At 68.4% G+C, this 24542-nt stretch carries 20 protein-coding genes; 1 reads left to right on the top strand and 19 read right to left on the bottom strand.

The window, feature by feature from the left end:
* Positions 1 to 118 precede the first annotated feature (118 nt).
* A complete protein-coding gene (locus ABZ345_RS05215; RefSeq protein ID WP_359843085.1) occupies positions 119 to 1042 on the bottom strand; it encodes a catalase family peroxidase in 924 nt (307 codons plus the stop codon).
* Between the two features lie 76 nt (positions 1043 to 1118).
* Positions 1119 to 3191, bottom strand: a complete 2073-nt coding sequence (locus ABZ345_RS05210; RefSeq protein WP_359843083.1) for a LapA family protein — start codon at positions 3189 to 3191, stop codon at positions 1119 to 1121.
* A 145-nt stretch (positions 3192 to 3336) separates the two neighbouring features.
* Between ABZ345_RS05210 and rarD the strand changes: the two genes are divergently transcribed.
* The gene (gene rarD / locus ABZ345_RS05205) at positions 3337 to 4260 is read left to right on the top strand and encodes an EamA family transporter RarD (RefSeq protein WP_359843081.1); all 924 of its coding nucleotides are present in this window, start codon (positions 3337 to 3339) and stop codon (positions 4258 to 4260) included.
* Between the two features lie 4 nt (positions 4261 to 4264).
* On the opposite strand, the gene ABZ345_RS05200 is transcribed toward rarD, so the two are convergent.
* The 17 genes from ABZ345_RS05200 to ABZ345_RS05120 form a co-directional block, all read right to left on the bottom strand.
* Positions 4265 to 5230 (bottom strand): polyprenyl synthetase family protein, encoded by a 966-nt coding sequence (locus ABZ345_RS05200; protein ID WP_359843146.1) that lies wholly within the window; start codon positions 5228 to 5230, stop codon positions 4265 to 4267.
* A gap of 55 nt (positions 5231 to 5285) precedes the next feature.
* Positions 5286 to 6863, bottom strand: coding sequence for an NADH-quinone oxidoreductase subunit NuoN (gene nuoN / locus ABZ345_RS05195; RefSeq protein ID WP_359843079.1), 1578 nt, complete (start codon positions 6861 to 6863; stop codon positions 5286 to 5288).
* 1 nt (position 6864) lies between these two features.
* Complete coding sequence (locus ABZ345_RS05190) at positions 6865 to 8433, bottom strand: NADH-quinone oxidoreductase subunit M (protein ID WP_359843077.1); 1569 nt, start codon at positions 8431 to 8433, stop codon at positions 6865 to 6867.
* Positions 8430 to 10364, bottom strand: a complete 1935-nt coding sequence (gene nuoL / locus ABZ345_RS05185) for an NADH-quinone oxidoreductase subunit L (protein WP_359843075.1) — start codon at positions 10362 to 10364, stop codon at positions 8430 to 8432. Before nuoL ends, ABZ345_RS05190 begins: the two co-directional genes overlap by 4 nt.
* 10 nt (positions 10365 to 10374) lie before the next feature.
* A complete protein-coding gene (gene nuoK, locus ABZ345_RS05180; protein ID WP_030473209.1) occupies positions 10375 to 10674 on the bottom strand; it encodes an NADH-quinone oxidoreductase subunit NuoK in 300 nt (99 codons plus the stop codon).
* Positions 10671 to 11516, bottom strand: coding sequence for an NADH-quinone oxidoreductase subunit J (locus ABZ345_RS05175; protein WP_359843144.1), 846 nt, complete (start codon positions 11514 to 11516; stop codon positions 10671 to 10673). Before ABZ345_RS05175 ends, nuoK begins: the two co-directional genes overlap by 4 nt.
* 2 nt (positions 11517 to 11518) lie before the next feature.
* On the bottom strand, positions 11519 to 12034 hold the full coding sequence (nuoI, locus tag ABZ345_RS05170; RefSeq protein WP_359843073.1) for an NADH-quinone oxidoreductase subunit NuoI: 516 nt from the start codon (positions 12032 to 12034) through the stop codon (positions 11519 to 11521).
* Positions 12035 to 12036: 2 nt separating this feature from the next.
* Positions 12037 to 13338 (bottom strand): NADH-quinone oxidoreductase subunit NuoH, encoded by a 1302-nt coding sequence (nuoH, locus tag ABZ345_RS05165; RefSeq protein WP_359843142.1) that lies wholly within the window; start codon positions 13336 to 13338, stop codon positions 12037 to 12039.
* A gap of 20 nt (positions 13339 to 13358) precedes the next feature.
* Complete coding sequence (locus tag ABZ345_RS05160; protein WP_359843071.1) at positions 13359 to 15818, bottom strand: NADH-quinone oxidoreductase subunit G; 2460 nt, start codon at positions 15816 to 15818, stop codon at positions 13359 to 13361.
* Positions 15815 to 17095 (bottom strand): NADH-quinone oxidoreductase subunit NuoF, encoded by a 1281-nt coding sequence (gene nuoF, locus ABZ345_RS05155; RefSeq protein ID WP_359843069.1) that lies wholly within the window; start codon positions 17093 to 17095, stop codon positions 15815 to 15817. The genes ABZ345_RS05160 and nuoF overlap by 4 nt, the downstream gene beginning before the upstream one ends.
* Positions 17096 to 17104: 9 nt before the next feature.
* Complete coding sequence (gene nuoE / locus ABZ345_RS05150) at positions 17105 to 17821, bottom strand: NADH-quinone oxidoreductase subunit NuoE (RefSeq protein WP_359843067.1); 717 nt, start codon at positions 17819 to 17821, stop codon at positions 17105 to 17107.
* Positions 17818 to 19218 carry an NADH-quinone oxidoreductase subunit D gene (locus tag ABZ345_RS05145; RefSeq protein ID WP_359843065.1) on the bottom strand — a complete coding sequence of 467 codons (1401 nt, stop codon included), beginning with the start codon at positions 19216 to 19218 and terminating at the stop codon, positions 17818 to 17820. Before ABZ345_RS05145 ends, nuoE begins: the two co-directional genes overlap by 4 nt.
* Positions 19215 to 19955, bottom strand: coding sequence for an NADH-quinone oxidoreductase subunit C (locus tag ABZ345_RS05140; protein WP_359843063.1), 741 nt, complete (start codon positions 19953 to 19955; stop codon positions 19215 to 19217). The genes ABZ345_RS05145 and ABZ345_RS05140 overlap by 4 nt, the downstream gene beginning before the upstream one ends.
* Positions 19952 to 20503: an NADH-quinone oxidoreductase subunit B gene (locus ABZ345_RS05135; protein ID WP_086666372.1), complete on the bottom strand. Its 552-nt coding sequence runs from the start codon at positions 20501 to 20503 to the stop codon at positions 19952 to 19954. The genes ABZ345_RS05140 and ABZ345_RS05135 overlap by 4 nt, the downstream gene beginning before the upstream one ends.
* Before the next feature lie 7 nt (positions 20504 to 20510).
* On the bottom strand, positions 20511 to 20876 hold the full coding sequence (locus ABZ345_RS05130; protein WP_030478224.1) for an NADH-quinone oxidoreductase subunit A: 366 nt from the start codon (positions 20874 to 20876) through the stop codon (positions 20511 to 20513).
* Between the two features lie 266 nt (positions 20877 to 21142).
* Positions 21143 to 22408 carry a geranylgeranyl reductase family protein gene (locus ABZ345_RS05125; protein WP_359843061.1) on the bottom strand — a complete coding sequence of 422 codons (1266 nt, stop codon included), beginning with the start codon at positions 22406 to 22408 and terminating at the stop codon, positions 21143 to 21145.
* Positions 22409 to 22446: 38 nt separating this feature from the next.
* Entirely contained in the window at positions 22447 to 24516 is a 2070-nt protein-coding gene (locus tag ABZ345_RS05120) for an NB-ARC domain-containing protein (protein WP_359843059.1), read from the bottom strand.
* Positions 24517 to 24542 lie beyond the last annotated feature (26 nt).

The following is a 24542-nucleotide window of genomic DNA, read 5'->3' as shown; positions in this document are numbered from 1 at the left end:
AAACGCTCGGCTGGGACACCCCAGCCGAGCGCTTGGCTAAGCTCCTGACCGAAGCCAGTTGATCAACTGTGTTGCGACGACCCCTGGAATCCGCCCGGACGCGGTGGGGGCCTTTTTGTCACCGCTGGTGCGAGCGACGGTCGAACGAGACCGCGTAGATCGTGCTGCGGGCCGCGAGGACCGGGTCGTCGGAAGGCTCGATGCCGTCGACCAGAGCGGTCGGGTCGAACACCTGCGCCTGCCAGTGCTCCTGGTCCGGCGCCTCCTTGGTGATCTCGATCCGGCCGACGTCGACAGTGCGGCGGTCAGCGGGCCACGCCACCGTCGAGTCGTGCGTCGGGTCGCCCGGCTCGCCGAACTGCACGCGCAGCACGAAGGACACCGGCAGCCGGTCGCGCAGTTCCTCGGTCAGGTGGTGCGGAGTCCAGGACGCGGAATCGGAAGCGTCGGCGATGCCCGCCTCCGGGATCCACGAGTAGCGCACCGGCCGCACGGCACCGGAGGCGTCACGCCACAGGAACGCGTGGATGGCCCAGTACTGCGTCGTGCCGTAGCTGACCGGGACGGTGATGGTCTTGGCGGCCACCAGCGCGGGGCCGACGGTCGGGTGGGCTCCGACGAACGACTTGATGTGCGGTACCGACGGGTCCTGGGCGTCGGTGTCGGCCTTGGCTGCCTTGATGAACTCCACGAAGTCCTCGGGCGTGGCCGCGACGAACCGCTCCACGCTCACCATCACCAGGTCGGTGTTGGTGCCGTCGGCGAGGTGGAACTTCGTGGCGAACCCGCGCACCGCGTGGTCGTTGTCGGCGGCGTGCGGGTTGGCGTCGGTGTGCGAGAACCGGACGGTGGCGCGCACCGGTTCGCCCTGCAGGTGCGGGGCCGTCGTGAACGGGGCCGCGGCACCGTTCGGTGTGAAGACGGCTTCGTAGACGAAGCCTCGGGCGTGGGCGCGGCGGAAGCCTTGGTGGGTGCCCTTCAGATTCTCGATCGAGTCCACAATGGTCGATGAGATCTGCGATTTCGCCAGCTCGGAAGACATGCGCACGACGCTATCGGCGCAGGTCAGAACCTCATAGAACAGCGTTCCAGTTGGCGGTGATTCCCGGGATTCCCGGTCAGGGGGCCGGTCGGAACCCTGCCTTCTCGGCGTCGGCCTCGGTCCGGAACCACACGTCGGCGCGAGTGCCGCCGAAGTTCGCGGAACCCTCTGTGTAGTAACGACGACCGGTCAGGGTCGCCTTCACCGAGAAGTCCGCCGCCGGCGCCAGACCGTCCGACTTCGGCAGCACCGAGCCGGGACCGAACGGGGAACGCGGGTTGAAGCCCTCTGGTTGCTGGAACCGGGACGATCCCGGAGCAGCGACCGCACCGTTGGGACGACCGCCAGTGGACGGCGAATATCCGACGGGGCGCGGCCGCGACGGCAGAGCCGCGGCGGGTGCCGGTGGGGCGGGCTCCGGCTTCGGCTGTTCGAAGGCCGCGAACGCCGAGAAGCTCTGCTGGCGCTGCTGCGTGGTGCGCCGGGCCTCGCGGATCGGCAGGCCCGCCTCGGTCACCCGCTGCGGCAGGTCGGTCTCGAACGGCTCGGGCTCCGGTTCCGGCTCCGGCGGCGCGGCGAGCAGCGGCTCGTCGCTCGGCACGAACGTCGGCACGAACGGCATGTCGTCGGCGGCCGGTTCCGGCAGCTGGCGGGTCTGCCCGAGTGCGGGCAGCGGCTCGTCGGCGTCGAGCAACGGCTCGAAGAGCGAGCGCGGGTGGTCGGCGACCGGTGCCGGCTTGACCGGAGCCGGCGGCGGCTCCACGACGTGGTCGAAGGCGGCGGCGACGGCACGGGGCTGGCGCCCGGTGGTCTCCATCTCCGTCTCCGCCGGGGCACCGAACGCCGAGAACGGCGCGGGCGCGGGAGCACCGGGTGTGCTGAAGGGCGCGACATAACCGACGGGCGAGTAACTGACCGGCTCGGCGAACTCCTCGGCCACCGGCTCTTCGTGAACCTCGGGCTCGACGGGCTCGAAGACCTCAGGCTCGAAGACCTCGGGCTCGAGCGGCTCACGCCGGGCGTGCGCGGGCGCCGGTTCGGGCTCCGGCTCGGTGAAGCCGGGCTCCTCGGCCAGCGTCGTCTCGAACACGCCGTTGCGGACGCGCGGCGCGTCCAGATCGGCGGGCTCGGGCTCGACGAACCCGTCCAACTGGCCGGAGATCTCGTCGCGCAGACCGGGGTACTCGCCGGTGAGGTCGTTGGCGGGCCAGGAGCCCTGGTCGACCGCGATGAACGTCGTCTGCTCGGACTGCGTGAGCTCGTGCCGCTCGGACTGGTCGAACTCCTGATCCGACTCCTGCCGGACGGGCTCGTCCTCCTGCTCGGCGGCCTCGTCGAGGAAGGCTTCCTGCTCCTCCTGGACCCACACCTCGCGCGGCTGGTAGATGAAGTCGTCGACGTGCTCGTCGACCTCGGCCGGCGCGGTCGGCTCCGAACCACGTGGCGCGACCTCGGCGGTCGGCTCGACGATGGCGGGGATGAACCCCGTCTGCTCGGCCGGGAGCTCGGGCTCGTCGTCGAAGTCGGCGGCCTCCAGCCCGGAACGCGGCAGGACCGTCGTCATCTCGGCCGGCGTCTCCTCCGGCACGTCCTCCGGGGAGAGACGCTCGAACAGGGAGCGCGGGCGGTCGTCGTCGGCCTCGGCCAGTGCTCGCTGCTCGGCCAGCTGCTCCTCGAACCGGCGCTGCGACTCGTCGGGCTCCATGTACTGGCGGACCGGCGTGACCGGCTCCTGCACGACGGGCTCTTCGGCGACCGGCTCGTAGGGCTCGGGTTCGGGCTCCGGTTCCGGCTCCTCGGCGACGAACGGTGCCGGAGCGGGGACGGGCTCACCGAAGTAGGCGGGCGGCTCCACGTACGGCGCCGGTGCGGGAGTCGGCAACGGCAACGGCAGCGGAGCGGGCGCCGGTGGTGCCGGCATCTCGCCGCTCAACGACCGCGGCGGACCGTCGTCCCACTCGTCGACCTCGAAGTCGTCGTCGCGAGCCACCGCCGTGATGGGCGGAGCCGACCGGCGTGCGTCGAGAAGTTGATCTTCGAGGTTCGCGACCTGCCGGCGGGCGGGTCGGACCGACACCAGCCACGTGAGCACAACTCCGGCGAGGAACGCCAGCAGACTCCACAGCCAGACCTGCCCGAAGACATTCACGGGTAAGCCCCTTCTACGACCACACTCGGCCCCCACTCACTCGGAAGGGTGAGCACGGCCAAACTACAGTGCCTTCGATGATGCTCCGTCACTACGCCGTTCGGCGCAAATGTCCGGAGGAAACGCCAGCGTAGAGTGGCATTTTGTGCCTCCTCTGACGACTTCTTCCCTCACTTCGCCAGAAGTTCACACCCAGGGGCGAGGCGTCACCTACGGCGTACTGGCATACGTCCTTTGGGGCCTGTTCCCGGCGTACTGGCCACTCCTCGTACCGGCCCAGCCGGCCGAGGTGCTCGCGCACCGGATCGTCTGGTCGTTCGTCACGCTCGCCATCGCCGTCGCGATCCTCGGGCGGTGGCGTCCTTTCCTTGAGTTATCAGGAAAAGGCTGGCTCATCGTTACCGCCGCCGCCGTGTTGATCACGGTGAACTGGGGCACGTACATCTACGCCGTCAACAGCAAGCACGTCGTCGAGGCGGCTCTCGGTTACTTCATCACGCCACTGGTGAGCGTGGCACTCGGCATGATCTTCCTCAAGGAACGATTGCGTCTCAGTCAGGCCGTCGCGATCGGCATCGTCATCGTGGCTGTGATCGTGCTCACCGCCGACTACGGCCGGCTGCCGGTGATCTCGCTGATCCTGGCCTGCTCGTTCGGCATCTACGGGCTGCTCAAGAAGAAGGTGCCGCTCGACGCCATCTCCAGCCTCGCCGCGGAGAGCGCCGTCATCGCGCCGATCGCGGTCGTGTACCTGCTCGTGCTCGGCAGCGCGAACACCTTCACCACCGAAGGCACCGGCCACACTCTGATGATCCTGAGCACCGGCATCGTCACGGCGGTCCCGCTGGTGCTGTTCGGTGCGGGCGCGCAACGGATTCCGCTGATCACCATGGGCATGCTGCAGTACCTCGCGCCGATCCTGCAGTTCGCGTGGGGCGTGTTCGTCGTGCACGAACCGATGCCGCCCAGCAGGTGGATCGGGTTCGCCCTCGTCTGGCTCGCGCTGGCGATCTTCACCTTCGACGCGCTCAAAAACCGGCGCAAGCAACTGCTCGCGCCGGTCGAATGAACACCTAGTGAGAACGCGCCACGACGTAGGTGGCGAGCTCGTCCAGAGCGTCGCGGGCCGCACACGGCGGCAGCTTGCCCAGCTCCGTACGAGCACGGTCCGCGTACTCGTCGAGCGTCTCGCGCGCCCGGTCCATGCCGGACGACTTCCGCAGCAACGCCAGGGCCTCGTCCACCAGCGCGTCCTCGCTGATCGGCGCCGCCAGCAGCTCGGCGAGCCGTGTCTCGGACGGGTCCGCGAGCGCGTAGAGCATCGGCAGCGTCTTCACACCCTCGCGCAGGTCGGTGCCCGGCGTCTTGCCGGACTCCACCGACGGCGAGGCGATGTCGATGACGTCGTCGGAGATCTGGAACGCCGCGCCGATCACCTCGGCGTAGCGGCGCAGCGCGTCGATCTGCTCGTCGGTGGCGCCGGAGAACATGCCGCCGAACCGCGCCGCGGTGGCGATCAGCACGCCGGTCTTCTCCTCGATCACCTTGAGGTAGTGGGAGATCGGGTCCTCGCCGGGCTGCGGGCCGACGGTCTCGCGCATCTGACCGGTCACCAGGACCGAGAAGGTCTCCGCGATGATCCGCGCCGCGTCCGTCCCCAGGTCGGCGGTGAGCCGTGACGCGTGGGCGAAGAGGAAGTCGCCGGTCAGGATCGCGATGCTGTTGTCCCACTTGGCGTTCGCGGAGACCGCGCCGCGCCGCATGGTCGCCTCGTCCATGACGTCGTCGTGGTAGAGCGTGGCGAGATGTGTGAGCTCGACCACAGTGGCCGCCTTGATGACCTTCTCGCGGTCCCAGTCGTCGCTGAACTGGGAGGCGAGCAGTGTGAAGAGCGGGCGGATCCGCTTTCCGCCCGCCTCCACAAGGTGAAGCGAGGTTTCCGTCACCGGGTGGAACTCGCTCTGCACGACGTCGTGCAGGATGCGCTCCACCTCGGCCAGGCCGACCTGGACTACCTCGGTGAGCACGGGGTCCACCAACGCGAACCCCGGTCCCTCATGCTCGCTACTGGTCACACCAGCAGACTACGTACACCTAGCTGAGGAAGGTGCCGGTACCCGCCCAATCGAGCACGAACGTGGGCCACAACCCCAGCACCAGGGTCACGACCGCACCCAACGTGATCGCGATCGTGGTGAACGCACCGGGCACGCTGACGGTCGGACCGTCCGGAGCCGGGTCGCTGAAGTACATCAGCACGATCACCCGCAGGTAGAAGAACGCCGCGACGGCCGAGGCCACCAGGGCGATCACCACGAGCGGCGTGAGGCCGGACTCGATCGCCGCGCTGAACACGACGAACTTGCCGATGAAGCCGGACGTCAGCGGAATTCCGGCCAGGGCCAGCAGCAGGAACGTGAAGACGCCCGCCACGATCGGCGACCGCTTCGCGAGGCCCGCCCACTGCGACAGGTGCGTCGCCTCGCCGTCCGAGTTGCGGACCAGCGACACGATGCCGAACGCGGCGATCGTGGTGAAGCCGTACGCCAGCAGGTAGAACATCGTCGCGCTCACACCGGGTGCCTTGCCGTCCGGCGTCAGCGCGATGGTGCCGATCAGCAGGAAGCCCGCGTGCGCCACCGACGAGTACGCGATCATGCGCTTCACGTCGGTCTGCGTGAGACCCAGCACCGCGCCGATCACCATCGACACGACCGCCACGCCCCACAGGACGCCGCGCCACTCCCACTGCGTGTTCTGGAACGCCACCGTGAGCACGCGCAGGATGCCGCCGAACGCGGCGACCTTCGTGCACGCGGCCATGAACGCCGTCACCGGCGTCGGCGCGCCCTGGTACACGTCCGGAGTCCAGGCGTGGAACGGGCCGACGGCCGCCTTGAACAGCAGACCGACCACCAGCAGGCCGAAGCCCGCGAACAGCAGCGTGTCCGAGCGGTCCGTGCCGGCGGCCGCGGACGCGATCGCCGAGAGCTTCACCGAACCCGCGTAGCCGTACAGCAAAGCCACGCCGTACAGGAAGAACGCGGAGGCGAACGCACCGAGCAGGAAGTACTTCACGGCCGCTTCCTGCGAGAGCAGGCGACGGCGGCGAGCCAGGCCGCACAGCAGGTACAGCGGCAGCGACAGGACTTCCAGCGCGATGAACATCGTCAGCAGGTCGTTCGACGCGACGAACGTCATCATGCCGCCGAGCGCGAACAGCGTGAGCGGGAAGACCTCGGTCTGCATGCCGGTCTTCGTCGCCTGGGCGCGGTCCTGGACGGTGCCGGGACGGATCGCGGCCTGGGCCACGAACACACCACCGGGCTCGACCGACCGGTCCGCGATCAGCAGGATGCTGCCGAACGCCAGCACCAGCAACGTGGCCCACAGGAAGAGCGACGGCGAGTCGACCGCGATCGCGCCCGCCAGCGTCGCCACACCCTGCGCGGGACGGTCGGAGGTCGCGTAGAGGATCAACGCGCCGGTGGCACCGACCAGCGTGACGAGCGACAGCACGAGCTGCACGGCCCACCGCTGGTGCTTGGGCAGCAAGGCTTCCAGCAGCACGCTGATGCACGCCGCGCCGAGCACGATGAGCATCGGCGCGATGGCGCCGTAGTTGATCTCCGGCGCCTCGATCTGCTGCGCCTGAGCGACGAGAAGGTTCACGTCACTTGCCTTCCTGCACGGAGACCGGGTCGGTCACGCCGACCTCGGTCAGCGTCGCCCCGACGGACGGGGTGATCACGTCGAGCACCGGCTGCGGGTAGAACCCGAGTGCCAGCACGATGACAACGAGCGGTGCGAGCACCGCGATCTCGCGCTTGGAGAGGTCGCCGATGGCCGTCTTCTTCTCCGGGTCGCCGACGGCACCCGGACCAGCCGCAGCGGCGATGAGAGCGTCACCGCGCAGCGGGCCGGTCATCATCCGCTGGTAGAGCCACAGCACGTAGAGCGCCGCGAGCACCATGCCGACCGTCGCGAGGATCGTGTAGACCGGACGGGTCGGGAACGAGCCGATCAGCACCAGGAACTCGGAGACGAACGAGTTCGTGCCCGGCAGCGACAGCGTGGTCAGACCGGACAGCAGCAGCATGCCGGCGAGCAGCGGCGCCACCTTCGACATGCCGCCGTAGTCGGAGATCTGCGACGAACCACCGCGGGCGATCACCATGCCGATCACCAGGATCAGCATGCCGGTCGAGATCGAGTGGTTGAGCATGTACGACACCGAGCCCACGCCCGCCTGCGACGTGAACGAGAAGATGCCGAGCGCGATGAATCCGAAGTGGGCGATCGAGACGTAAGCCAGGAACCGCTTCATGTCCCGCTGGCCCGTGGCGAGCAGCGATCCGTAAAGGACACCCGCGACCGCCAGCACCAGGATGTACGGCGCCAGGTTCTTCGACGCCGTCGGGAACATCGGCAGCAGGTAGCGCAGCATGCCGAACGTGCCGACCTTGTCCAGGATGCCGACGACGATCACCGTGACGCCGATGGGCGCCTCGGCGGCCGCGTCGGGCAGCCAGGTGTGGAACGGCACGAGCGGCGCCTTGATCGCGAACGCCAGGAAGAAGCCGAGGAACAGCCAGGTCTGCGTCGTCGAGTCGGCATCGCTGACCACCTTCACCAGCGTGGCCCAGTCGAACGTGCCCTTGCCCAGCTCGTCCGACGCCATGGCGTAGGCGCCGATCGCGGAGGCCAGCATGATCAGGCCGCCGAGGAACGAGTAGAGGAAGAACTTGACCGCCGCGTACTGCCTGCGCGCGCCGCCGTAGCCGCCGATCAGGAAGTACATCGGGATCAGCATGACCTCGAACAGCACGTAGAACAGGAAGACGTCGGTGGCGGCGAACACGCCGACCGTCACGGCTTCCTGCACCAGGATCAGCGCGAGGTACCCGCCCTGCGAACGACCGGCCGGCAGCTTCTCCGTCCAGCCGGCACCGATCACCAGCGGGATCAGCAGTGCGATCACCGCGACCATCACCAGCGCGATGCCGTCGATGCCGAACGACAGCCGCACGCCGAACGCCGGGATCCAGTCCACGCCCGCGGCGAGCTGGATGCGGTCGCCGTCCGGGTCGTAGGCGACCCACAGCAGGACCGCGAGCACCAGCTCGACGAGCGAGAACGCCAGCGCGACGAGCTTGGCCTTCTTGTCGTCCTTGCGCAGGAACGCCACCACCAGGGCGCCGACCAGCGGCACCACCAGCAGTGCGATCAGAACCCAGGTCACGAGAACCTCACCACCAGGAGCGCCCCGAGCACGAAGATCGAGCCCAGCAGCATGGACAGTGCGTAGGAGCGGACGAACCCGGTCTGCAGCCTGCGCAACCGGCCGGAACTACCGCCGAGCAGCGCCGCGGTGCCGTTGACCAGCCCGTCGACGCCCTTCAGGTCGAGGAACACCAGCGCGCGGGTGAGCCAGGTGCCCGGCCGCGCGAAGAGGGCCTCGTTCAGTGCGTTGCCGTAGAGGTCCGCACGAGCCGCGCGCACCGGGAACGACACCCGCGCCGGCCGCTCGACCGGCTGCCTGCCGCGGCCGAAGAGCAGGAACGCGACAGCCGCACCGACGATCGCGAGCACGACGGTCAGGATCCCGACCATGCCGTGCGAGACCACGCCGTGCTCTTCCTTCAGCTCGCCCAGCGACGGCTCGAGCCACCCGGCCAGACGACCGCCGGACGAGAGGAACCAGCCACCGCCGACCGAACCGACCGCGAGGATGATCATCGGGATGGTCATCGTCAGCGGGGACTCGTGCGGGTGGTAGTCGCGGCCGTCCTCGGACTTCAGGTCCTTCCAGCGGGGCTGGCCCAGGAAGACGAGGATCAGCAGGCGCGTCATGTAGAACGCGGTCAGCGCGGCACCGAGCAGTGCGACGCCGCCGAAGACGTACGGCCGCCAGCCCTCACCGGTGAACGCCGCCGCGATGATGGCGTCCTTGGAGAAGTAGCCCGCGAACGGCGGAATGCCGATCAGCGCGAGGTAGCCGAGGGTCCACGTGACGAACGTGATCGGCAGGTACTTCGCGAGCCCGCCCATCCGCCGGATGTTGCCCTCGTCGTTCATGCCGTGCATGACCGAACCGGCACCGAGGAAGAGCCCCGCCTTGAAGAAGCCGTGCGTGAGCAGGTGCATGATGCCCAGCGCGTACCCGACCGGGCCGAGACCCACCGCGAGGATCATGTACCCGATCTGCGAGACCGTCGAGTACGCCAGGACCTTCTTGAAGTCGTCGTAGGCGCAACCGATGATGCAACCGATCAGCAGCGTGACGCCACCGATGATCATCACGACCAGGCGGCCGTCCTCGCTCAGGTTGTAGAGCGGGTTCGAGCGCGCGATCAGGTAGACGCCGGCGGTGACCATCGTCGCCGCGTGGATCAGTGCGGACACCGGGGTCGGACCGGCCATGGCGTCCGGCAACCAGGCCTGCAGCGGGAACTGACCGGACTTGCCGCAGGCACCGAGCAGCAGCAACAACGTGATCGCGAGGACCTCGGCGGACGAGAACTCGCCGACCCGGCTGAAGACCTCGGTGTACTGCGTGGTCCCGAGGCGGTTGAACATCATGAAGATCGCGATGGCCAGACCGAGGTCGCCGACGCGGTTCATCAGGAAGGCCTTCTTGGCCGCCGACGCCGCCTCAGGCTTGTACTGGTACCAGCCGATCAGCAGGTACGAGGCGAGACCGACGCCCTCCCAGCCGAAGTACAGGGTCACGAAACCGTTGCCCAGCACCAGCAAGAGCATCGCCGCCACGAAGAGGTTCAGGTAGGCGAAGAACTTCCGCCTGCCTTCCTCGTGCGCCATGTAACCGATCGAGTAGATGTGGATCAGCGAGCCCACACCGGTGATCAGCAGCACGAACGTGAGCGACAGCGGGTCGAGCCGCAGTCCGAAGTCGACGGTCAGCGCGTTGATGTGCACCCAGTCGAACAGGTGCAGGTTCTGCACCCGCTGTTCTGGCGACATGCCGAGCGTCGAGAAGAACAGCGCGAGTCCGTAGCCGAACGCGCCCAGGATGGTGGCGCAGCCGAGCAGATGACCCCACTTGTCGGTGCGCTTGCCACCGACCAGCAGCACCGCCGCGCCGAACGCGGGCAGCGCCAACAGCAACCAGGCGAAGCTCGCGACCCCGCTGGCGACAACAGGTTCCGTCACCGGTGACCCCTCAGTACTTCAGCAGGTTCGAGTCGTCGACCGAGGCCGAGCGACGCGTCCGGAAGATGGACATGATGATCGCGAGGCCGACGACGACCTCCGCCGCGGCGACGACCATCACGAAGAACGCCATCACCTGACCGTCCAGCGAGCCGTTGATCCGCGCGAACGTCACGAGGCTCAGGTTGACCGCGTTGAGCATGAGCTCGACGCACATGAAGACCACGATGGCGTTGCGGCGCACCAGGACGCCGACGGCGCCGATGCTGAACAACAGTGCCGACAACAGCAGGTAGTACGTCGGAGTCACGACTCACTTCCCTTGAGCGCGTGCGGGTCCGGCTGGTGCCCGGTGCCCGCGACCTCGGCGACGTCGTCCGAGAGCGTGGACTTGTCGGTCGCTTCGATGACCTCGAACAGCGACTCCTCCGAGACGCTGCCGTCGGGCAGCAGTGCCGGGGTGGCCACGGAGTTCGCGGTGGCGAAGACACCGGGACCGGGGATGGACCCGACCCGCTTGAACTCCTGGAAGCGCTCCTCGACGAGTTCCTTCTGCGTCTTGCGCGACGGCTTCCCGTCGCGGCCGACGAAGGCCAGGATCATCGCGCCGAGAGCCGCGGTGATCAGCAGCGCCGACGTGAGCTCGAACGCGAACAGGTAGTCCGTGAAGAGCTTCGTGCCGATGTTGCCGACGTTGCCGCCGTTCGTGGTGTTCGCCTCGGCCAGGCCGGCGGGCTCGACCGAGGTGAGCGCGCGGCCGACCGAACCGACCATCAGCACGGCGAACCCGATGCCGAGCAACGCGGCCGCGAGCCGTTGCCCGCGAATGACCTCGACCACGGAGTCCGAACTGTCGCGGCCGACCATCATGAGCACGAACAGGAACAGCATCATGATCGCGCCGGTGTAGACGATGATCTGCACGAAGCCGAGGAACGGCGCCTGCTGGATCATGTACAGCACACCGAGGCTGAGCATCGTCACCACGAGCCACAGCGCGGAGTGCACGGCGTTGCGTGCGAAGAGCATGCCGAGCGCACCGGCCAGCGCGAGCGGGCCGAGCACCCAGAACGCGATCGCCTCGCCGGTGGTGACCTTGTCGACCACGTGCTGCACGGGTTCCGGCTGCTGGGCCAGGAACTGGAGGACCAGGCTCACTGCTGAGCCTCCTTCGCCAGCTGCGGGCCGTTCACGTAGTAGTCCTGCTCGTTCGTGCCGAGCCGCATCGGGTGCGGCGGCTGCTCCATGCCGGGCAGCAGCGGGGCGAGCAGGTCCTCCTTGGTGAAGATCAGGTCCTGGCGGTTGTCGTCGGCGAGCTCGTACTCGTTCGTCATCGTGAGCGAACGGGTCGGGCACGCCTCGATGCACAGGCCGCAGCCGATGCAGCGCAGGTAGTTGATCTGGTAGTCGGCGCCGTACCGCTCACCGGGCGAGAAGCGTGCTTCCTCGGTGTTGTCGCCGCCTTCGACGAAGATCGCGTCCGCGGGGCAGGCCCACGCGCACAGCTCGCAGCCGACGCACTTCTCCAGCCCGTCGGGGTGCCGGTTCAGCTGGTGACGGCCGTGGAACCGCGGCGCGGTCACCTTCTTGACCTCGGGGTACTCCTCCGTCACCACCTTCTTGAACATGGTGCCGAAGGTGACGCCGAAGCCTTTCAGGGACTCGAACATCCCTACTCAGCCTCCTTACCGGTGGTAGCTGCCGCGACGGCGCCCGCTGCGGGGATGTTGGCGACCTTGACCTTGCGCTTGGGCGCGGCCTTGGGGACAGCGAGATCGAGTGGCGGCACCGGGAAGCCCGAACCCACGAGCGGAACGCCCTTGGTGTCCTGGACCTTCTTGTCCGGCAGCAGGAACGAGACCAGCAGCACGAGGCCGACGATCACGCCGAGCGCGATGAGCCGCTGCGCCGTGGAGAGCTGCTGGATGGCACCCGTGCGGATGACCGCGACGGCCATGATCCAGACGAGGCTGGTCGGGACCAGCACCTTCCAGCCCAGCTTCATGAACTGGTCGTAGCGCAGGCGGGGAAGCGTGCCGCGCAGCCAGATGAAGAGGAAGAGGAACGCCAGCGTCTTGACGATGAACCAGAGCAGGCCCCACCAGCCGCTGTTCATGAACTCACCGCTCCACGGCGCCTTGTAGCCACCGAGGAAGAGCGTCGTCGCGAGCGCGGAGACGGTGACCATGTTGACGTACTCGGCGAGGAAGAACAGCGCGAACTTCAGCGAGCTGTACTCGGTGTGGAAACCACCGACCAGCTCCGACTCGGCCTCGGGGAGGTCGAACGGCGCGCGGTTGGTCTCGCCGACCATCGACACCACGTAGATGACGAAGCTGGGGAACAGCAGGATGCCGAACCAGCCGGGGATGCCGCCGAGCACCGTGCTGGCCTGCGCGTTGACGATGTCACCGGTCGACAGCGAGCCGGTGAACATGATCACCGCGACGATCGACAGGCCCATCGAGATCTCGTAGGAGATCACCTGCGCGGCCGAGCGCAGGGCGCCGAGCAGCGGGTACGGCGAGCCGGAGGCCCAGCCGGACAGCACGATGCCGTAGACGCCGATCGAGGAGCAGGCGAGCACCACCAGCACGCCGACCGGGAGGTCGACGAGCTGCAGCGCGGTCTGCTGGCCGAACAGGTTGACCTCGCCCGCGAGCGGGATCACCGAGAACGCGAGAAACGCGGGGATGCAGGAGATCACCGGGGCGAGGAAGAACACCCACTTGTCCGCGAGGACCGGGCGGATGTCCTCCTTGAACGCGAGCTTCAGACCGTCCGCCAGCGACTGCAGCCAGCCGTTGGGGCCCACGCGGTTGGGGCCGGGGCGGTGCTGCATGCGCGCAACGACCTTGCGCTCCCAGTTGATCATGAACAGGGTCATGACCACGAGGAACGCGAAGATCCCGACGACCTTGATCAGGACCAGCCAGATCGGGTCGTCCGCGAGCAGCTTGGCGGTGTCGCCGATGTCGCCTGCGAGGTACTTCGTCATGACTTCACCCCAGATGAGGTTGCTCCGCTGACGGAGACGATCGAGCCGTGGCCCGCGCCGAGCGTGGCCCGGACGGTCACGTCACCCGAGTTGGTCGGCAGCCAGATGACGCCCTCGGGCAGGTCGTCGGTCTCGACCGGGAGCGTGATCGCACCGCGGTCGGTGGAGACCGTGACCGTGTCGCCCAGGCCGAGCTGCACCGCGGTGGCCTCGGCGATCTTCGCGACGACAGGGCGGGCGGTACCGGCGAGGTGCGGCTCCTCCACCTGCAGCGAGCCGTTGCCGATCAGGCGGTGCCACGTGGCGAGCACGGCCTTGCCGGCACCGGCCGGGGACTGCAGCGGCGCGGCGACGTTGAGCGAGGAACCGCTCGGGGCGCCCTCGCCCAGCCGTGCCAGGTCGGCGGCCGACGCTGCCGGCGTCTGCGTGAACAGGTCCGCGTCCATCTCCACCGCGAGGGTGTCGAGCACGCGGCAGTCCGCCAGCGCGCCGGTGCCTTCGAGCGTGGTGCCGAACTCGCGGCGGCGGCCCTCCCAGTTGAGGTAGGTGCCGGACTTCTCGACCGCCGGGGCGATCGGGAGCACGACGTCCGCGTACGCGGTGACCGCGCTCGGCCGCAGCTCCAGGCTCACGACGAAACCGGCCTGCGCCAACGCCTTCTCGGCCAGGGCCGGGTCGGGCAGGTCGAACGGGTCGACGCCGCCGACCACCAGGCCGGAGAGCTGACCGTTCGCGGCGGCCTCGAGGATGCCGGTGGTGTCGCGGCCGGGCGTCGCGGGCAGCGAGCCCTCCTCGACGCCCCAGGTGCGCTCGACCTCGGTGCGCGCGGCCGCGTTCGCGACGTGACGCCCACCGGGCAGCAGGTTCGGCACCGCACCGACCGCGAGCGCGCCGCGCTCACCGGCACGACGCGGGATCCACGCGACCTTGGCGCCGGTGCGCTCGGCGAGCCGTGCGACGGCGGTGAACGCGCCGGGGATCTCGGCGGCACGCTCGCCGACGAGGATCACCGCACCGGGCTTGCCCAGCATCTCGACGACGTCGGAAGCGTGCTCCGGCAACGCGTTGAGCGCGTTCGCCTCGGCACCGGGCTGGCACGCGAGCAGCGTGCCGAGCGTCTTCTCGACGGCCGGGGTCGTGAACTGGCCGAGGTGGAAGACCTTCGTCTTGCCGGTGCGTGCGGCCTTGCGCAGGCGCAGGAAGACGATCGGAGCCTCTTCCTCGGGCTCGAACGCGACCAGCAGTGCGGCCGGTGCGGCTTCGATGCCCTGGAAGGTGACGCCGTTGTCCGGGTTGGTGAACACCGTCGTGCCGGACAGGAACTCCAGCTCCTCGGCGCTGTGCGGCCGGGCGCGGAAGTCGATGTCGTTGGTGTGCAACGCGATCCGGGCGAACTTCGAGTACGCGTAGGCGTCCTCGACGGTCAGCCGGCCACCGGTGAGCACACCGACGCCGTTCGCGTCACGCGCCGCCGTGAGACCGGCCGCCGCGACCTGCAGCGCCTCGGTCCAGGACGACTCGCGCAGCTCACCGGTCTCGGCGTCGCGGACCAGCGGCCGCTTGATGCGGTCGCCGGCCGTGGCGTAGCGGAAGGCGAACCGGCCCTTGTCGCAGATCCACTCCTCGTTGACCTGCGGGTCGTCGCCGGCGAGCTTGCGCTGCACCTTGCCGCGCCGCCAGTCGGTGCGCTCGGCACAACCCGACGAGCAGTGCTCGCAGACGCTCGGCGTCGACACGAGGTCGAACGGCCGGGCGCGGAACCGGTAGGCGGCCGACGTCAGCGCGCCGACCGGGCAGATCTGGATGGTGTTGCCGGAGAAGTACGACTGGAACGGCTTGTCCTGCGCCACACCGATCTGCTGCTGCGAGCCGCGCTCCAGCAGTTCGATGAACGGGTCACCGGCGATCTGCGCGGAGAACCGGGTGCAGCGCTGGCAGAGCACGCAGCGTTCGCGGTCCAGCAGCACCTGCGTGGAGATCGCGATCGGCTTCGGGAACGTCCGCTTGTGCTCGTGGAAGCGGGAGTCGCTGCGGCCGTGGGCGATCGCCTGGTTCTGCAGCGGGCACTCACCGCCCTTGTCGCAGATCGGGCAGTCCAGCGGGTGGTTGATGAGCAGCAGCTCCATCACACCCTGCTGGGCCTTGTCCGCGACCGGCGAGGTCAGCTGGGTCTTCACGACCATGCCGTCCGCGACCGTCATCGTGCAGGAGGCCTGCGGCTTCGGCATCGGCCGGCCGCCCATCTCGACCTCGACGAGGCACTGGCGGCAGGCGCCAGCGGGCTCCAGCAGCGGGTGGTCGCAGAAGCGCGGGATGACCGTGCCGAGGCGCTCGGCCGTGCGGATCAGCAGCTCACCCTTGGGCGCGATGACCTCGACGCCGTCGATGATCAGCTTGACGTGGCCCTCGGGTACGACGACCTCGGCTGCGGTGGGCTTGTCAGGGGCGATGGTCATGCGTTCGCTCCAGCCAGAACCTTGGAGTTCGTGTCGCACAGGGCGAGGAACTCGTCCTTGAAGTACTTGATGCCACTGGTGATCGGGCTGACGGCACCGTCACCGAGCGCGCAGAACGAGCGGCCGAGGATGTTGTCGCAGACGTCGAGCAACGTGTCGATGTCGCTCGCCGTGCCGTTGCCCGCCACCATCCGCTGCAGGATCTGCACGAGCCAGTACGTGCCCTCGCGGCACGGCGTGCACTTGCCGCACGACTCGTGCTTGTAGAACTCCGTCCACTTCATGACGGCCCACGGCACGGACACGGTCTCGTTGAAGATCTGCAGCGCCGTCGTGCCGAGCATCGAACCGGCCTCGGCGGCACCCTCGAAGTCCAGCGGCACGTCGAGGTGCTCCGCGGTGAACAGCGGGGTGGACGAACCACCCGGCGTCCAGAACTTCAGCGGGATGCCGTCCTTCATGCCACCGGCCATGTCGAGCAGCTCGCGCAGCGTGGTGCCCATCGGCGCCTCGTACTGGCCGGGGTTCGTGACGTGACCCGACAGCGAGTAGATCTTCGGACCGGGTGAGCGGTCGCGGCCCATCTCGCGGAACCAGTCCGACCCGCCGTTGACGATGAACGGCACGGACGCGATCGTCTCGACGTTGTTCACGACGGTCGGCGAGGCGTAGAGGCCCGAGGTCGCGGGGAACGGCGGCTTGAGTCGCGGCTGGCCACGACGGCCCTCCAGCGAGTCGAGCAGCGCGGTCTCCTCACCGCAGATGTACGCGCCGGCGCCCGCGTGGATCACCACGTCGAGGTCGAAGCCGCTGCCGAGGATGTCCTTGCCCAGGTAGCCCTTGGCGTACGCCTCGCGCACGGCGGCGTTGAGGCGGCGGATGCAGTGCAGGACCTCGCCGCGGACGTAGATCGCCGCGAAGTTCGCACGGATCGCGTACGCCGTGATGATCACGCCCTCGATCAGCGAGTGCGGGTCCGCCATCATCAGCGGGATGTCCTTGCAGGTGCCCGGCTCGCCCTCGTCGGCGTTGATGACGAGGTAGTGCGGCTTGCCGTCGCCCTGCGGGATGAAGCCCCACTTCATGCCGGTGGGGAAGCCCGCACCGCCGCGGCCGCGCAGCCCGGAGTCCTTGCACTGCTGGATGAGCTGGTCCGGGTGGGCCTTGAGCGCCTTGGGCAGCGCGGTGTAGCCACCGACGCGCTCGTAGGTCTCGATCGTCCAGGACTTGGGCTCGGTCCAGCTCTTGGTGAGAACGGGAGTCAGCGGGTTTGCCATCGGTTCCCCCTACTTCTTTTCCGGCAGGGCGGGGAACTCGGCGTCGGCCGGCATCTTCGGCGCGTCCCAGCCGCGGTCCTTCGCGATCTGGGCGCCCCGCAGGGTTTCCGGTGCCGCCGACGGTCCGTCGAGGTCGGCGTCGCGCCCCTCGAAGAACCCGGCGAGCTGCAGTTCCGCCTGCTTGAAATCGGTGAGCGGGGCGCCGCGCGTGGGGGCGGGCTTCTCCCCCGACTGCAACGCCTTCACGAGTCCCAGCGCCTTGTCGGGCGTCTGGTTGTCGTAGAACTCGTAGTTCACCTGGAGAACCGGGCCGAGGTCGCACGCGGCGAGGCACTCGGCGTGCTCCAGGGTGATCGAGCCCGGCGTGCCCGGCTCGCCCGCCGTCTCCTCGTGGCCCACACCGAGGTGGTCCTTGAGGGTCTTGTAGATGTCGTCGCCGCCCAGAGCCGCGCACAGCGTGTTCGTGCACACGCTGACCAGGTGCTCACCGCACGGACGGCGCTTGTACATCGTGTAGAACGTCGCGACCGCGCTGACCTCGGCCTCGCTCAGGTCGAGCTGTCCGGCGCAGAACCGGATGCCTTCCTGCGAGACGTAGCCCTCGACCGACTGCACCAGGTGCAGCATCGGCAGCAGCGCACTGCGGGCCTGCGGGTAGCGGGCGATGATCGCCTGCGCGCGGTCCACGATGGACTGGTCGAAGGTCTGTTCTGGAGCTTGGGTCATCGGTCGCAACCACCCATCACCGGGTCGATCGAGGCGACGGACGCGATGACGTCGGCGACCATGCCGCCCTCGCACATCGCGGGCATCGACTGGAGGTTGATGAAGCTGGGCTCGCGCAGGTGCACGCGCATCGGGCGGGTGCCGCCGTCGGAGACGACGTGGTAGCCCAGCTCGCCGCGCGGCGACTCGACCGGCACGTAGACCTGCCCGGACGGCACCTTGAAGCCCTCGGTCACCAGCTTGAAGTGGTGGATCAGGGACTCCATGGACTGACCCATGATCTTGCGGACGTGCTCGAGCGAGTTGCCCATGCCGTCGCTGCCGATCGTGAGCTGCGCGGGCCACGCGATCTTGGCGTCCTCGACCATCACCGGACCCGTCGGCAGGCTCTTCACGACCTGCTTGATGATCTTCAGTGACTGGTGCATCTCCTCGAGCCGCAGCAGGTACCGCGCGAAGCAGTCCGCCGCGTTCGAGGTCGGCACGTCGAAGTTGTAGTTCTCGTAGCCGCTGTACGGCTCGATCTTGCGCAGGTCCCAGGCGAGGCCGGCGGAGCGCAGGATCGGGCCGGTGATGCCGAGCGCGAGACACGCGTCGACGGGCAGGTAGCCCACGTTCGCGAGGCGGTTGCGCCAGATCGGCTGGCCGGTGAGCAGCTTGTCGTAGTCCGGCAGCCGCTTTTCCATGATCTTGACGAACGCGTTGATCTTCTCGATCGCGTCGCTCGGCAGGTCCTGGGCGAGGCCGCCGGGCCGGATGAACGCGTGGTTCATGCGCAGACCGGTGAGGTGCTCCAGCAGGTGCAGAACCTCCTCGCGCTCGCGGAAGCCGGAGGTCATGCCCGTGAGGGCACCGAGCTCCATGCCGCCGGTGGCGAGCGCGACGAGGTGCGAGCTGATCCGGTTGAGCTCCATCAGCAGCACGCGGATCGCCTGCGCCTTGTCCGGCACCGTGATGCCGAGCAGCTTCTCGACCGACATGCAGTACGCGGCCTCGTGGTGCAGCGGCGCCAGGTAGTCGGTGCGCGTGATGAAGGTGACGCCCTGCACCCAGTTGCGGTACTCGAGGTTCTTCTCGATGCCCGTGTGCAGGTAGCCGACGACGCTGCGGGCGTGCGTGACGGTCTCGCCCTCGAGCTCCAGGACCAGGCGGAGCACACCGTGCGTCGACGGGTGCTGCGGACCGAGGTTCATGACGATGCGCTCGTCGTGGACGGCGTCCGCGAGCACCTCGTCCCAGTCGCCGCCGGTCACCGTGTAGACGGTGCCCTCGGTGGTCTTCCGGGACTGTGCAATTTCCTCTGGGCGAATCTCGGGAGTCTCTTTGGTCTCGACGCTGTCGCGGCCGGGACCGCTCGTGTCGGTGCCCGTGGTCACGTCGGAAAGACGCTCGGTCATGAGTAGGACCGCCTCTGGTCCGGCGGAGGAATCTCCGCGCCCTTGTACTCCACCGGGATGCCACCCAGCGGGTAGTCCTTGCGCTGGGGGTGTCCGTCCCAGTCGTCCGGCATGAGGATGCGGGTCAGTCCGGGGTGACCGTCGTAGATGATCCCGAACATGTCCCAGGTCTCGCGCTCCTGCCAGTCCGCCGTCGGGTAGACCTCGACGAGGCTCGGCACGTGCGGGTTCTCGACGTCGACCGCGACCTCCAGCCGGATGCGGCGGCGGTACGTCATCGACGTCAGGTGCGTGACCGAGTGCAGGCGCTGCGGCACGTCGGCGCCGTAGTCGACACCGGAGACCGAGCTGCAGAGCTCGAAGCGCAGCGACGGGGTGTCGCGGCAGATGCGCGCGACGTCCAGCAACGTCTCCGGCCTGAGGTAGAAGGTGATCTCGCCGCGGTCGACGGTCACCTGCTGCACGGTGTCGGCGGGCAGGCCCTTGTCGCTGATCGCGGCGAACAGCTCGTCGGCAACCTCGTCGAACCAGCCGCCGAACGGGCGCTCGGCCGGCGCGGCCACGTGGGCGGGCAGGCGCAGGCCGCCGAAGCCCGACGTGTCACCGGAACCGGAGACGCCGAAGAGGCCCTTGCGCTCCTTGCCCGCGAAGATCGGCGCCTTCGCGTCGGCGCCGTTGGTCTCGAGGCCCTCGACAGCGCGGTCGGCGCTGGAGTGCTCTCCCCCTGGCTCGGTCACTTCTTCCTCGCAAAACGCTCGGAGGACGGGATGAGATCGGTGCGGTAGCCCGAGTCGGCGAGTGCCTTGGCGCGCACGGCGTTCAGCGGCTCGTCCATGATCTTGGCGTGGATCTTGAGGATCGCGTCCATCAGCATCTCCGGCCGCGGCGGGCAGCCCGGCAGGTACATGTCGACGGGCACGACGTGGTCGACGCCCTGCACCACCGCGTAGTTGTTGAACATGCCGCCGGTCGACGCGCAGACACCCATCGCCAGCACCCAGCGCGGCTCGGGCATCTGGTCGTAGATCTGCCGCAGCACCGGCGCCATCTTGTTGGTGACGCGGCCCGCGACGATCATCAGGTCGGCCTGGCGCGGTGAGGCGCGGAAGACCTCCATGCCGAAGCGGGCGAGGTCGTAACGCGGACCACCCGTCGTCATCATCTCGATGGCGCAGCAGGCCAACCCGAAGGTGGCAGGCCACAGCGAGGACTTGCGGGTCCAGTTGACCAGCTTCTCGACGCTGACCAGCAGGATGCCGTTCGGGAGCTTCTCCTCGAGACCCATGACTTCCTCAGTTCCAGTCGAGGCCGCCGCGACGCCACACGTAGACGTACGCGAAGCCGACCGTGGCGACGAACAGGACGATCTCCACCAGCCCGAACAGGCCGAGCTTGTCGGCCGCTACGGCGAACGGGTAGAGGAAGACCATTTCGATGTCGAACAAGATGAACAGCATCGCCGTCAGGTAGTAGGCGACCGGCATGCGGCCGCCACCCACGACCGGCTGCGGGCTCGGCTCGATGCCGCACTCGTACGCGTCGAGCTTCGCCTTGTTGTAGCGGCGGGGTCCGATGTAGGGCGCTGCGGTCACCGAGAACAGTGCGAACGCCCCGGCGAGCGCGAACATCAATACGAGGGGGAGGTAAGGGTCAAGCACGCTCCGTCGTCCTTTCCTCGCGGTCGAGGCGCACCCTAAGGGTGTTGTTGCGCAGCGCGTTTGTTAGGCGGCCCTAACAAACGCTTGTGAAACAGTTCACAAGCTTGTTCAGACTGTTGTGAAGTGATTCACAAGGTCGATCGCCAGTGTAGAACGCCTGTAAATGACCTACGTCACAGGGTCTGACCTGGGGCTTTAACTTGGCCGACACATGCGAAACGGCACCGGCTCGTATTGAGCCGATGCCGTCACCTATTCGGAGTAATTTACGCCGTCGGCGCGAGCTTCGTGGCAGCCACGATCAGGCGGTCCATTGCGTCGCCGTCCTTGGGGTCGTAGAGGCCCGCGAGCAGCTTGAGCACGAGTTTCATCAGGCGTTTGCGCGGCATTCCGTACTTCGTTGCGGTCCGCATGACCGCCGGATTCCCGATGAGCTTCGAGAAGACGTTGCCGAGCCGGTAGTAACTGCCGAGCGCCTGTTCGATGCGGACCGGGTAGCCGTGCAGCGCGCGTTCACGGTTGACGCCCGTCCGCGCGAGGGCCTGGACGACACTTTCGGACGCGATCTTGGCCGACTCCATGGCGTAGCCGATGCCCTCGCCGTTGAACGGGTTGACCATGCCGCCCGCGTCGCCGACCAGGACCAGTCCTGCCCGGTAGTGCGGCTTGCGGTTGAGGCCCATGGGCAGCGCGGCGCCGCCGATGCGGCTCGTCGCGTTCTCCTCGCGGAAGCCCCACTCCTCCGGGGTGCCGTCGAGCCAGCTGCGCAGGAGCTGGCGGTAGTCCGTGGTGCCGTAAGCCTTCGACGTGCTGAGGATGCCGAGGCCGACGTTCACGCTGCCGTCGCCCATGCCGAAGATCCAGCCGTAGCCGGGCAGCAGCTTGCCGTCCGGGGCCCACAGCTCCAGGTGCGACTCGAGGTAGTCGTCCTTGGTGCGCGGGCTCGCGTAGTAACGGCGGACCGCGACGCCCATCGGCTTGGCGTCGTCCTTCTGCAGGCCGACGGACAGCGCGAGTCGTGCTGACACGCCGTCGCACGCCACGGTGATCGGCGCGCGGTAGGTGACCGGGTTCTTCTCCGGTCCCTGCTTGGCCTCGACGCCGACGACCCGGCCGTTCTCGATGATGGCCTTGGTGACCGTGGTGTTCTCGTGCATGCGCGCGCCGGCCGCCTTCGCCGTGTTCGCGAGCATCTCGTCGAAGTCCATGCGCGGGCGGACGAGGCCGTAGTTGGGGAACGTGGCCAGGTCCGGCCAGTCGAGCTCCATCGTGACGCCGCCGCCGACGACCCGCAGCCCCTTGTTGTGGAGCCAGCCGTTGTCCTCGCGGGTGTCGATGCCCAGGTCGATCAGCTGCTTGACGCCGCGCGGGGTCAGCCCGTCGCCGCAGACCTTCTCGCGCGGGAACGAGCTCTTCTCCAGCAGGAGCACGTCGAGACCTGCCCTGGCCAGGTAGGTCGCCGCGGTCGAGCCCGCCGGTCCCGCCCCCACCACGATGACGTCGGCGTCCTCGTTGATCCCGCGCCTGCTCATCCAGACTCCCTAACGTGTGCCGTGACTCCTCCGCGACTCTAACCGGAGCTCGCTGAGACCTCGGCCGCCAGGCGCTCGCGCAGATCGGGGGCGCGGTGGTCGCCGCGCTCCTCGAAGATCGCCAGTGCTTCCCGCCAGCACGCCAGCGCTCGCGCCCGGTCGCCGGTGTGCAACAGAGACGCACCGAGGGTGTCCAGCAGAACGGCGTGGTTGCGAGGGTTGCCGTGCAGATCCTTCTCCGCGAGGGCCCTCTCGCAGAACGCGACTGCCTCGGCATGCGCGCCCGCCACCTGTCTGGCCCGCGCCATCGCATGCCAGGCGTACCCCCCGTAGATGCTGGCTCCCCGTTCCCGAATGGCGAGGCAACGTTGCGCGTGCTGCCACGCTCGTTCGTGGTCGCCGAGCCCGGCGTGCACTCCGCTCAGGCAGAACTCGATGAACCCACGCAGGCGCCCGTCGTCAGCGCACAGCCGCAGCCCCTCCTCCAGGTGCACCCGTGCTTCGACGTACTGGCCGAGTTCGAGGCATCCCCACCCGTGGTGACCGAGCACTTCGGCTGCGAGCGCCTCGTCACCCAACTCGTGGGCGATCTCCAGCGCCTGCGCGAAAAGGCCTGCCGCCTCCGCCCACATGTTCATGCCCCGTTGCAGCTGCCCCAACACCTTCAGTGTCAGGCACTCACCGCGGCGGTGACCGAGCCGCCGGGCGGCATCGAGTCCGAGAACGCAGACCAGCAGCCCGTCGTCGAAGTGCCCGGCCATGCCGAGGTGCGCCGCACAAAGGTCCCCCAGCAGCATCGTGATCTCATCGAGGCCGGTTCGCGCGGCGGCTTCGACGGTGGCGACCGCGTTGACGGACTCGGCGTCGACCCAGGCCCACGCCTCGTCCGGGCTGGAGAAGGTGATCGCCGCATCGGCCTTGGTGACGACATCGGCTCCGGCGTGCATGCGTGGCCGGTCGGGGTAGAGCATCCGAAAGGTGGCCTTGACGTGGTGCGCGGCCCAATCGAGCACCAGTCGCACGGCCTGGTCGCGGTCATCGTCCCGTTCGGCGAGGTCCACGGCATAGGCGCGCAACAGGTCGTGGCAGACGTAACGGTCTCTGCCGACCTGCTCGACCAAATGCTGCTCGGCAAGGCCGGCCAGCAGGTTTCTCGTGGTGCGCGGATCGTAGCCGCTCAACACTGCGGCGGCGGGGACCCCGATCTCCGGACCGGGATGGAGCCCGAGCCGCCGGAACATCAGCGCCTGCGCGGGCGGTAACCGGTGATAGGACCAGTCGAACACGGTCCTCACCGCGCTGCGTTCGTCCTCCGGCACGGTCAGCGCCTCCCAGCGCTGCGCCCGGAGATCCTCGACGAGTTCGGAGACCGTGAAGTGCGGCTGTGTCGCGACACGGCTGGCTGCGATGCGCAGCGCCAGCGGCAACCGAGCACACGCCTGGACCAGTGCGGCGGTGCCGGACTCGCTGCTGCGAGGTCCGAGTGCGGCATGGACCAGTCCCAGCGCTTCCTCCTCGGTGAACAGAGGTAGCGAAATGCGCGTCGCACCTTCGGCGACCTCAAGCCCCCGCAGCTCGGATCGGCTGGTCACCACCACACATCCCGGTCCGCCCGGGAGCAGCGCCCGGACCTGCTCGACGCCGTTCGCGTTGTCCAGCACGACCAGCACGCGCCGCCCGGCCAACGCTGACCGGTAGAGCGCGGCGCGTGCGTCCTGACGTGGCGGAATCCGCTCCGGCCCGATGCCGAGCGCACCGAGGAAGTCGGCGAGCACGTCTCCGGGGTTGGCCGCGGCGCTGGGACCGTAGCCACGCAGGTTCACGTACAGCGTGCCGTCGGGGAACTGGTGCTGGACCTGGTGCGCCCACCGCACGACCAGTGCGGTCTTGCCGACTCCCGCCATGCCGACGACCGCTGCGACCGTGCCCTCACGAAGGACATCGTCCAGGGCGGCGAACTGTGCCGTCCTGCCGGTGAAGTGGGAAACCGCGCGTGGCAGTTGTCGCGGCACCGGCAACCGTTCGGCTGGAGCGCCGATCGTGAGGTGCCCGACGTACCCCGCCTGCACGGCGTTGCCGTGGTTCTCGCCGAGGTCGTTCGTGTTCACACGACCCAGTGTGACTCAGGGCACGT

This window comes from Lentzea sp. NPDC005914 (assembly GCF_040629405.1).
Taxonomy (GTDB): Bacteria; Actinomycetota; Actinomycetes; order Mycobacteriales; family Pseudonocardiaceae; genus Lentzea.
The sequence above is the reverse complement of the archived record's forward strand: the minus strand, read 5'-3'. Positions and strand labels throughout refer to the sequence as shown.